The 9,293-nt window shown below is 58.1% G+C and carries 10 protein-coding genes; 3 read left to right on the forward strand and 7 right to left on the reverse strand.

All coding sequences use genetic code 11. The features are described from left to right. Positions 1 to 75: 75 nt before the first annotated feature. The 5 genes from coq7 to hemJ form a co-directional block, all read right to left on the reverse strand. On the reverse strand, positions 76 to 723 hold the full coding sequence (coq7, locus tag QRN36_RS22245) for a 2-polyprenyl-3-methyl-6-methoxy-1,4-benzoquinone monooxygenase (protein ID WP_285426045.1): 648 nt from the start codon (positions 721 to 723) through the stop codon (positions 76 to 78). 124 nt (positions 724 to 847) lie between these two features. After that, positions 848 to 1,186 carry a histidine triad nucleotide-binding protein gene (locus QRN36_RS22250; RefSeq protein WP_074752196.1) on the reverse strand — a complete coding sequence of 113 codons (339 nt, stop codon included), beginning with the start codon at positions 1,184 to 1,186 and terminating at the stop codon, positions 848 to 850. 85 nt (positions 1,187 to 1,271) lie between these two features. Continuing rightward, on the reverse strand, positions 1,272 to 2,057 hold the full coding sequence (locus QRN36_RS22255; protein WP_285426046.1) for an SDR family oxidoreductase: 786 nt from the start codon (positions 2,055 to 2,057) through the stop codon (positions 1,272 to 1,274). 57 nt (positions 2,058 to 2,114) lie between these two features. After that, entirely contained in the window at positions 2,115 to 3,032 is a 918-nt protein-coding gene (locus QRN36_RS22260) for a DUF805 domain-containing protein (protein ID WP_285426047.1), read from the reverse strand. Between the two features lie 46 nt (positions 3,033 to 3,078). Further along, on the reverse strand, positions 3,079 to 3,504 hold the full coding sequence (gene hemJ, locus QRN36_RS22265; RefSeq protein ID WP_093468767.1) for a protoporphyrinogen oxidase HemJ: 426 nt from the start codon (positions 3,502 to 3,504) through the stop codon (positions 3,079 to 3,081). Between the two features lie 134 nt (positions 3,505 to 3,638). Here hemJ and argC point away from each other — a divergent pair, with 134 nt between their 5' ends. Together argC and erpA are read left to right on the forward strand one after the other, a co-directional pair. Continuing rightward, a complete protein-coding gene (gene argC, locus QRN36_RS22270; protein WP_285426048.1) occupies positions 3,639 to 4,673 on the forward strand; it encodes an N-acetyl-gamma-glutamyl-phosphate reductase in 1,035 nt (344 codons plus the stop codon). A gap of 178 nt (positions 4,674 to 4,851) precedes the next feature. After that, positions 4,852 to 5,202: an iron-sulfur cluster insertion protein ErpA gene (gene erpA, locus QRN36_RS22275; protein ID WP_093468773.1), complete on the forward strand. Its 351-nt coding sequence runs from the start codon at positions 4,852 to 4,854 to the stop codon at positions 5,200 to 5,202. A 69-nt stretch (positions 5,203 to 5,271) separates the two neighbouring features. On the opposite strand, the gene QRN36_RS22280 is transcribed toward erpA, so the two are convergent. Together QRN36_RS22280 and QRN36_RS22285 are read right to left on the reverse strand one after the other, a co-directional pair. Then, positions 5,272 to 6,363 carry an anhydro-N-acetylmuramic acid kinase gene (locus QRN36_RS22280; RefSeq protein WP_285426049.1) on the reverse strand — a complete coding sequence of 364 codons (1,092 nt, stop codon included), beginning with the start codon at positions 6,361 to 6,363 and terminating at the stop codon, positions 5,272 to 5,274. A gap of 3 nt (positions 6,364 to 6,366) precedes the next feature. Beyond that, the gene (locus QRN36_RS22285) at positions 6,367 to 7,803 is read right to left on the reverse strand and encodes a peptidoglycan DD-metalloendopeptidase family protein (RefSeq protein WP_285426050.1); all 1,437 of its coding nucleotides are present in this window, start codon (positions 7,801 to 7,803) and stop codon (positions 6,367 to 6,369) included. Positions 7,804 to 8,014: 211 nt separating this feature from the next. On the opposite strand from QRN36_RS22285, the gene tyrS reads away from it, so the two are divergent. Next, entirely contained in the window at positions 8,015 to 9,214 is a 1,200-nt protein-coding gene (gene tyrS, locus QRN36_RS22290; RefSeq protein ID WP_285426051.1) for a tyrosine--tRNA ligase, read from the forward strand. Positions 9,215 to 9,293: the final 79 nt, after the last annotated feature.

Genomic DNA, 9,293 nt, shown 5'->3' on the forward strand with positions numbered 1-9,293 from the left:
GCATCGAGCGTTTTAAGGGTGAAACAGGTGTAAACCTATTTCAGGACTGGACACAACAACATCAATCCCGGATCATCAGATCCGATACGTACTCTTGGTCATGACCTTGGCCAGGAGGCTCATGCCAAATTTGACCGGTGCCGGAAAGCGGAAGCCGCCCGCCTGAATGGCACCCTCGGCATGTTGCTCTTCGTCGGCACGCATCTGCTCAAGAATCGCCCGGGATTTTTCATCCTCAATTGGCAATTGTTCCAGATGCTCGTTCAAATGCTTGCACACCTGATCTTCGGTCGCTGCGACGAAGCCAAGACTCACACGGTCGCTGATCAGGCCGGCGACTGCACCGATCCCGAACGACATACCGTAGAAAACAGGGTTGAGCACGCTGGTATGGCTGCCCAGCTGATGAATGCGTTGCTCGCACCACACCAGATGGTCGATTTCTTCTTCAGCCGCATGCTCCATCGCCTTGCGCACGTGGGGCAACTTCGCCGTCAGCGCCTGACCCTGATACAGCGCCTGGGCGCACACTTCGCCGGTATGGTTGATGCGCATCAGGCCGGCAACGTGTCGGGTGTCGGTCTCGCTCATCTTGGTGTCGGGCTGGACGATGGCAGGCGAGGGGCGATGGGAATGCGCGCTGGCAGGCAGCAGCGTCTTCATCGCGGCATCGGCCTGAAGTAGAAAACGATCGATAGGGGAGTAGTGACGTTCGGTAGCCATGGGCACCTCCGGATAAATCCACGGCGGCCAGTCTACCTCAATCGATGTGGCGAGGCTTGTTCTGCGTCAGCCCGCCGAGGTCCATGCCAGACACTCGGCGGGCGTAACTCATTGATATCGCGACTCAGCCCGGCGGCCAGGTCATCTGGCGCTTGCCCAGCACATGCATGTGAATGTGATAGACGGTCTGGCCACCTTTCTCGTTGGTATTCATCACCACGCGAAAACCGTCCTCGCAGCCTTGCTCTTTCGCCAGACGCTGCGCGGTAAAGAGGATGTGGCCCAACAGGCCTTTATCTTCTTCGGTGACGTCGTTGAGGGTGCGGATCGGCTTTTTCGGGATAACCAGAAAATGCACCGGCGCTTGAGGGGCGATATCGTGAAACGCCAGCACCTGATCATCTTCGTAGATGATCTTGGCCGGTATCTCCCGGTTGATGATCTTGGTGAACAGAGTTTCCACAGCCTTGTTTCTCCGTTTCTGGGGGAATGAACCGAGTGTACTGAGCGAGTCGCGCTGCGCCCAGTCGTTTGTAGCGCTTGGTTGATCAGGCTGAGGTGCGCGACTTGAGCAGCGATCCCCAGATTTTCCGCGTCATCCAACGGCCGGTGAGGCGAGGCAAGCGGGTTATGAACCGGTTGCGCCAGCCTGGAATGATCACTGCGCGGTTCCTGTCGAGTGCGCGAACGGTATACAGCGCGATCTCTTCCGCCGTCATGGTCTTGTCATCGGTGAATTTATCAGCGCTCAGCTGCGCGGTGCGGAAAAACGACGTTCGGGTCGGCCCCGGGCACAAGACTGAAATCTTCACGCCGGTCTTTTTCAGCTCTTCGCGCAGGCCTTCGGAAAAATGCAGGACGTAGGCCTTACTGGCAGCATAGGTGCTCATCCACGGGCCGGGTTGAAAGCCCATGATCGACGCGACATTGAGAATCTGCCCGCCACCCTGAACGGCCATCAGATTGCCAACGGTGTGGCACAGGCGCGTCAATGCCAGCACGTTGAGGTCCAGCAGGTCCTGCTCCTGCGCCCATTCTTGCGCCAGAAACGGGCCGCTGTTGCCAATTCCCGCGCAGTTCACCAGCAGGTCGATCTGCCGCTCGCCTTCTTCGAGTTCCAGCAGAAATCCCGACAGGCGCAGTGGCTCCCCCAGATCGCAGGCACGGAACAGGACCTCGACGCCGAAGCGCTGAGTGAACTCGATAGCGATGCTTTCCAGCATGTCCCGGTGGCGAGCGACCAGAATGAGGTTGCGTCCTCGGCGGGCCAACGCTTCGGCCAGGGCCAGGCCAATGCCGCTGGATGCACCTGTGACCAGGGCGTAACGGGTCATGCGATTCTCCAGTCAGGGTGTCGCGAGTGTTGAGACAGCTTCCTTGCTGCCAGTAGGTTATTGGTCGTCTTCGTTGTCGGAAGAGTCACCAATATCTGCAGGATCAACGGGTACCTCAGGTTGCGCGGCGTCATCGTCGTCATAAGGCAGAGACTGCTCGTAATCGCCAGTGGTTGCCTCTACTTCGTCCTGAATGCTCTGGAAACCGTCTCTGACCCCGCCGATGAACACCAGAGCAAGGACTAGCAGCCACAGCGTCGCAAGAATCTTGACTCCTCGGTTGTTGGGAGGCGGCGGCGGACCATACGCGTTCGGGCCGGCATTGCCAGGAATAGCGATCAGCAAGAGGGGAAAGAACGTGCCGATAATGGGCACCAGATAGAGCAACAGCAGCCACGCCGACCAGCCGGCATCATGCAGGCGTTGCGCGCCAATCTGGATACACACCACGATCACCGCCACGAGGGCGATGGTGCCAAGCAGGCCGCCAGCAATCAGCGACACACTCAGTATCGCGAAGCAGACGCCGCTGATGACCATGGCCACCAGAACCAGCACCATGCTCCACGCCAGATAGCGCAAGCGGCCGATCCGGCCTTGTACGCTGAACACTTTGAGCGCGCCGACATCCGGCCAGTCCTGGGTAGCCGATGCTCGAGGTGGCGCGTAGGGCGAAACGGCGGGTTCGAAGGCCGGTGTCTGCGGCGCGGCCTGCTCGACCTCATCAAGACTCAAGGTCAAGGGTTCTTCGGGCTCGATCCGGCCTTCCACGCCCGCATCGTTCAGCGCCTTCAGATAACGCTGCGCATCGTCCTGGGTAAGGCCGCGCTTGACCGTCACCGGCCGGGTCGCGAACAGGCGGTCTATGCCAGACACGTCGCTCTTGAACAACTGGGCCAGATTAAGACGCGCGGTTTCCAGCTCTACACCGGGCCGCAGCTGCCCCTCGAAAACGATCTTGAAGTGTTCGGCCATACGCGGCTTCCTTGTCTTGAGTGAAATGCGACTCGAAGGGCTGCAATCAGAACGGCTTGACGACCACCAGAATGACGATAGCAAGAAGAATCAATACAGGGATTTCGTTGAACCAGCGATAGAAAACATGGCTGCGGCCGTTTTCTCCGCGTGCGAAGCGTTTGACCTGTGCGCCACAGACATGGTGATAGCCGATCAGCAGGACCACCAGCGTGAGTTTGGCGTGCATCCAGCCTTGCTGGAGAAATCCGGGGGTGAGCGTGATGAGCCAGATGCCGAACACCAGCGTTGCAATCATCGCCGGGCCCATGATGCCCCGGTAGAGCTTGCGCTCCATGGTGCAGAAGCGCTCGCGGCTGACGCTGTCCTCGCTCATCGCGTGATAGACGAACAGTCGCGGAAGGTAGAACAAGCCTGCGAACCAGCAGACGATCGAAACAATATGCAGCGCTTTTATCCAGAGATAGAGCATTTTTGGTTTTTTCCAGGATCACGGTGGCGCAAATAGTAGTGGCTTGAACGCCCGTACGTCACGTTCACGGTTGTCCCGCAGGCGACGGGCCCATATTATCAGCGGCTTTCCAGTGGTTTCGTTGAGGGCAGATTATGGTCAAGGTCGGTATCGTCGGCGGCACGGGTTACACCGGCGTCGAGTTGCTGCGTCTGTTGGCGCAACATCCAGAAGCAGAAGTGGTAGCGATCACTTCGCGCTCCGAGGCGGGCCTTCCAGTCGCCGACATGTACCCGAACCTGCGCGGCCACTATGACGGCCTGGCGTTCAGCGTTCCGGACGTCAAGGTCCTCGGCGCCTGTGATGTGGTGTTCTTCGCCACGCCCCACGGGGTGGCCCACGCCTTGGCAGGCGAACTGCTGGCGGCCGGCACCAAGGTTATCGATCTGTCCGCAGACTTTCGTCTGCAGGATCCTGTGGAGTGGGCCAAGTGGTACAACCAGCCGCACGGCGCACCGGAGCTGCTGGACGAGGCCGTTTACGGGCTGCCAGAAGTCAACCGCGAAAAAATCAAGGGCGCTCGCCTGATCGCCGTCCCTGGGTGCTACCCGACGGCGACGCAGTTGGGTTTCCTGCCATTGCTCGAAGCAGGGCTTGCCGATCCGACCCGCCTGATCGCTGACTGCAAATCCGGCGTCAGTGGCGCAGGCCGTGGCGCCAGCGTGGGTTCGTTGTATTCGGAAACCAGCGAGAGCTTCAAGGCTTACGCGGTAAAAGGTCACCGCCATCTTCCAGAGATCAGTCAGGGACTGCGCCGTGCCGCGGGCGGAGACATCGGCCTGACGTTTGTCCCGCATTTGACGCCGATGATTCGTGGCATTCACGCCACCTTGTATTCGACCGTTGTGGACAAGTCGGTCGACCTGCAGGCGTTGTTCGAAAAGCGCTACGCGAACGAGCCTTTCGTCGACGTCATGCCAGCCGGCAGTCACCCGGAAACCCGCAGCGTGCGCGGCGCCAACGTCTGTCGCATCGCAGTGCATCGTCCACAGGACGGCGATCTGGTCGTGGTGCTCTCGGTCATCGACAACCTGGTGAAAGGCGCGTCGGGTCAGGCTGTGCAGAACATGAACATCATGTTTGAACTGGACGAGCGCATGGGCCTGTCTCACGCCGGAATGCTGCCTTAAGGCAGCTGCGAGTGGCGAGCGGCGAGCTGCAAGTTGGAAGGCGCTCATGATGCTTTTAGCTTGCAGCTTATCGCTTGGAGCTACTCGCTGCCGTCAGAATAGTTGACCAATTTTCTAGGACAAGCGGATAATGCGCGCATTACGCATTATGACGGCTTAGCGCCGGGAGACTTTGAGCATGAGCGTTGAAACCTTCACTCCAGTGGCTTTGGAATTCACTCACGGTGCTGCGCACAAAGTGAAGACCCTCGTCGACGAAGAGGGTAATGACCGCCTGAAGTTGCGTGTATTCGTGACCGGCGGGGGCTGTTCCGGCTTTCAATATGGCTTCACATTCGATGAAGATGTGGCCGACGACGACACCATTGTCGAGCGCGAGGGCGTCAGCCTGGTCGTCGATCCGATGAGCTTCCAGTATCTGGCAGGCGCTGAAGTGGACTATCAGGAAGGTCTCGAAGGTTCTCGCTTCGTGATCAAGAACCCGAACGCCGCCACCACCTGTGGTTGCGGATCGTCGTTCTCCATCTGAGTCATACGCTGCAAACGAAAACGCCGCGCTTATGCGCGGCGTTTTGTATTTCGGCGTTCAGCGTATCGGCTACGCAGGATAGATCGCACCGAGTACACGCAGTCCCGCAGCGCCGGTGACGCTTGGGCGGTTGGCCGGGACGCTTTCCAGCGCACAATGCGCAAGCCAGGCAAAGGCCATCGCCTCGACCCAGTCAGGGTCGACACCGAATTCCGCAGTGCTGGAGACCTTCGTGTCTGGTAGCAGTGCAGCCAGTCTTTTCATCAGTGCCTTGTTGTGCGCACCGCCGCCACACACCAGCAGTTCTTTGGTCTGTGCCTGAGCCGATTGCAGCGACTCGGTGATGCTCAGCGCCGTCACCTCCAGCAACGTCGCCTGCACATCCTCAGGTTTCAGCGTTGGCAGCTGAAACATATGATGGTGAACCCAACCCAGGTTGAATACCTCGCGTCCGGTACTCTTCGGGCCTTTGGTCTGGAAGAACTGGTCACTGAGCATGGACTTCAGCAAGTCGGCGTTAACCGTCCCGCTCTCGCCCCAAGCCCCATCCTTGTCATAGCTCAGGCCGCGCTGGGCTTGAATCCAGGCGTCGAGCAGCACGTTGCCCGGCCCCGAGTCGAAGCCTGAAACCGGCTTGTCGATCTCGATCAGGCTGAGGTTGCTGAATCCGCCGACGTTCAGGACGGCGCGATAGTCCTTGTTGTCATCGAACAGTGCTTCATGAAAAGCGGGGACCAGGGGAGCACCTTGACCGCCTGCGGCGATGTCGCGCTTGCGGAAGTCACTGACGACAGTGATCCCGGTCAGCTCTGCCAGCAGGGCAGGGTTGCCGATCTGCACGGTAAAACCACGCGCCGGCTCGTGGCGAATGGTCTGACCGTGGCTGCCGATGGCGCGGATCTCGCCGGCAAGTACGTTTTGCTGGTCCAGCAGGGCATGCACGCCTTGGGCTGCAAGGCGAACCCATTTCTGCTCCGCGATACCTGCGCGCGCCAGTTCATCCGGACCGCTGGCACAAAGGCCCAGAAGCTCGGCGCGCAGATCATCCGGCATAGGAATGTAATAGGTGCCGAGCAGACGTGGTCGGTCATCCTGTTCAACGAGGGCGAAGTCGAGTCCATCAAGACTGCTTCCGGACATTACACCTACATATAAAGTCATGGGTCAGCGCTTACTCGAGGCCAGCATGGTGGCCTTTTCCTGGTCCATGCGCGCCATCAGAGGTTGGCTTTCTTGCATGAACCGCTGTTTTTCGGACTTGGCGATCGGGTCGGCCATTGGCAGCTTCTGCCCCAACGGGTCAACGTGAACGCCATTTACCTGGAACTCATAATGTACATGCGGACCTGTCGACAGGCCGGTCGTTCCAATATAGCCGATGACTTGACCTTGCTTGACGCTCGACCCGTTTTGAATGCCTTTGGCGAAGCCCTGCATATGGCCGTAGAGCGTGCGATAGGTTTCGCCGTGCTGAATGATGACCGTGTTGCCGTAGCCGCCACGACGCCCGGCCAGAATGACCTTGCCGTCACCGGTCGCCTTGATCGGCGTGCCACGTGGGGCGGCATAGTCGATGCCTTTGTGAGCGCGGATCTTGTTCAGGATCGGGTGCTTGCGTCCCATGGAAAACATCGAGCTGATGCGCGCGAACTCGACAGGCGTGCGAATGAACGCCTTGCGCATGCTGTTGCCATCGGCCGTGTAGTAATTGGTGTTGCCTTGCTTGTTGGTGTAGCGAACAGCCGTGTAGGTTTTACCGCGGTTGGTGAAGCGCGCCGAGAGAATGTTGCCGGTGCCGACCGTCTTGCCATTAACGACCTTCTGCTCGTAAATGACGTCGAATTCGTCACCCTTGCGAATGTCCTGAGCGAAATCCACGTCATAGCCAAAGATATTGGCCATGTCCATGGTCATGCTGTGGCTCAGGCCTGCGCGCTGTGCCGATTGCGACAATGAGTTGCTGATGATCCCGTGAACGTAGGCCGTGCGGACGTTCGGTTTGCTGACGTCACGCGTGAAGGTGTAGCCCTTGTCGGTGCGCGAGAGACTGATGCTCTCCAGATCGTTGAGCTTGCTGTGCAATTGCTTGAGGTTGCCCTCAGGCGAAAGCTCGAACTGCAGAACCTGACCGTTCTTGAGCTGGCTGAACTGCCTGGCTTGCTTGTCGCTGGCGATGACTTCATGAACGGTGGCCGGTGGAAGGCCCACCTTCTCGAACAGCGTCGAGAGGGTATCGCCCTTGGAAACCACGACTTCTCTGTGATTCGGGCTTTTGGCTGCCGCGACCGCTTCAGGCTTTGCAGTCGGGGTCTGTGTCTCGGCGTTGGCGGTGTTATCGGGCTCGTCAGCGCTGTTGTCGATTTGCGCAAACGGAGAATTTGCAGGTGGCTCTGTGGCTTGAGTCTGATCCTGAGCGTCTTGTTCTTGCTTGAACTGATCAGATGGCGTGTCCAGCTCGAGGGACATGTTGGTCTTTTTGGCTTCGACATCGCTGGATGGAAAAACCAGAAGCGCCAGGCTCAGCAAGGCTGCGATACCGCTGGCAGCTAGCAGGTGGCTCTTCGGATAAAGCGGCGGCGCTTTAGGCGGAGTGTCGTTCATAAGTAATTTTGACTTTGAAAAAAGGTGAAATGGAAAAGATGAATGACATGATGAAGATGAAATAACTGTATAAAATATAACCAAATCTCGCCTGAGGCAAGCTTGCGATCGGATCGTTCCGCGATTCGTCGAGCACCTGTTGCCGGAACTTGTATTTGGGCGGTGATCTTGTATGGTTGTTTCCCTTTGAAATAAGGCTTACGGGGCGGTTATGAAGTCGGTTGAAGAGCAGCTAGCGCTGATCAAGCGTGGCGCAGATGAACTCCTTGTCGAGTCCGAGCTCATCGCGAAGCTCAAGCGTGGTCAGCCACTGCGCATCAAGGCCGGTTTTGACCCTACGGCTCCTGATCTGCACTTGGGTCACACGGTGCTTATTAATAAGCTGCGCCAATTCCAGGATCTGGGTCACCAGGTGATCTTCCTGATTGGGGACTTCACCGGCATGATCGGTGACCCTAGCGGCAAGAGCGCTACGCGCCCGCCGCTGACTCGCGAGCAGGTTCTTGATTACGCCGAGACGTACAAGGCGCAAGTCTTCAAGATTCTCGATCCCGCTAAAACAGAAGTGGCCTTCAACTCCACCTGGATGGATCAGCTGAGTCCGGCCGACTTCATACGCCTGTCCTCCCAGTACACCGTCGCTCGCATGCTCGAGCGCGATGACTTCGACAAGCGATACAAATCCAACCAGTCCATTGCAATCCATGAGTTCCTGTATCCATTGGTGCAGGGCTACGACTCGGTGGCGTTGCGAGCTGATGTCGAGCTTGGCGGTACTGACCAGAAATTCAACCTGCTGATGGGGCGCGAGCTTCAGCGTGCATACGGGCAAGAAGCACAATGCGTGTTGACCATGCCGTTGCTGGAAGGTCTGGACGGTGTGAAGAAGATGTCCAAGTCGCTGGGTAACTACGTTGGTATCCAGGAAGCGCCCGGCATCATGTACAGCAAGCTGGTTTCCATTCCGGATGCATTGATGTGGCGCTACTTCGAGCTGCTGAGCTTCCGCTCCATGGAAGAGATCGACGGTTTCAAGGCCGACTGCGAGAAGGGTGCAAATCCGCGCGACATCAAGATCAAGCTGGCCGAGGAAATCGTTGCTCGTTTCCATGGTGAGGAAGCCGCAGCTTCGGCGCATCGCTCCGCCGGGAATCGCATGAAAGACGGCGAACTGCCTGACGATTTGCCGGAGATCGCCTTGTCGGCAGCCGAAGACATGCCGATTGCCGCTGTCCTTAATAAGGCAGGCTTGGTCAAGAACTCCGCAGTCGCTCGTGATCTGCTGACTTCCGGTGGCGTACGTATAGATGGTGAAGTCGTGGATCGCGGTTTCATCTTCAAGATCGGCGCGACCCATGTTTGTCAGGCCGGGAAGAAGGCTTTCGGGCGCGTTACGCTGAATCGGGAATAAAGTTTGAATTAGTGCTTGACGCCTCTCTCAATGTCTCTATAATTCGCCCCACTTCCGGCGCAGACGAAACGGAAAACTC

Origin of the sequence: Pseudomonas sp. efr-133-TYG-103a (assembly GCF_030209235.1) — a bacterium.
GTDB lineage: Bacteria > Pseudomonadota > Gammaproteobacteria > Pseudomonadales > Pseudomonadaceae > Aquipseudomonas.

Bases quoted from the DNA above. Each gene is read 5' to 3' on its own strand.
- QRN36_RS22285 (WP_285426050.1), bottom strand. From the start codon at position 7,803: ATGAACGACACTCCGCCTAAAGCGCCGCCGCTTTATCCGAAGAGCCAC.
- argC (WP_285426048.1), top strand. From the start codon at position 3,639: ATGGTCAAGGTCGGTATCGTCGGCGGCACGGGTTACACCGGCGTCGAG.
- QRN36_RS22255 (WP_285426046.1), bottom strand. From the start codon at position 2,057: ATGACCCGTTACGCCCTGGTCACAGGTGCATCCAGCGGCATTGGCCTG.
- coq7 (WP_285426045.1), bottom strand. From the start codon at position 723: ATGGCTACCGAACGTCACTACTCCCCTATCGATCGTTTTCTACTTCAG.
- hemJ (WP_093468767.1), bottom strand. From the start codon at position 3,504: ATGCTCTATCTCTGGATAAAAGCGCTGCATATTGTTTCGATCGTCTGC.
- QRN36_RS22280 (WP_285426049.1), bottom strand. From the start codon at position 6,363: ATGACTTTATATGTAGGTGTAATGTCCGGAAGCAGTCTTGATGGACTC.
- erpA (WP_093468773.1), top strand. From the start codon at position 4,852: ATGAGCGTTGAAACCTTCACTCCAGTGGCTTTGGAATTCACTCACGGT.
- tyrS (WP_285426051.1), top strand. From the start codon at position 8,015: ATGAAGTCGGTTGAAGAGCAGCTAGCGCTGATCAAGCGTGGCGCAGAT.
- QRN36_RS22260 (WP_285426047.1), bottom strand. From the start codon at position 3,032: ATGGCCGAACACTTCAAGATCGTTTTCGAGGGGCAGCTGCGGCCCGGT.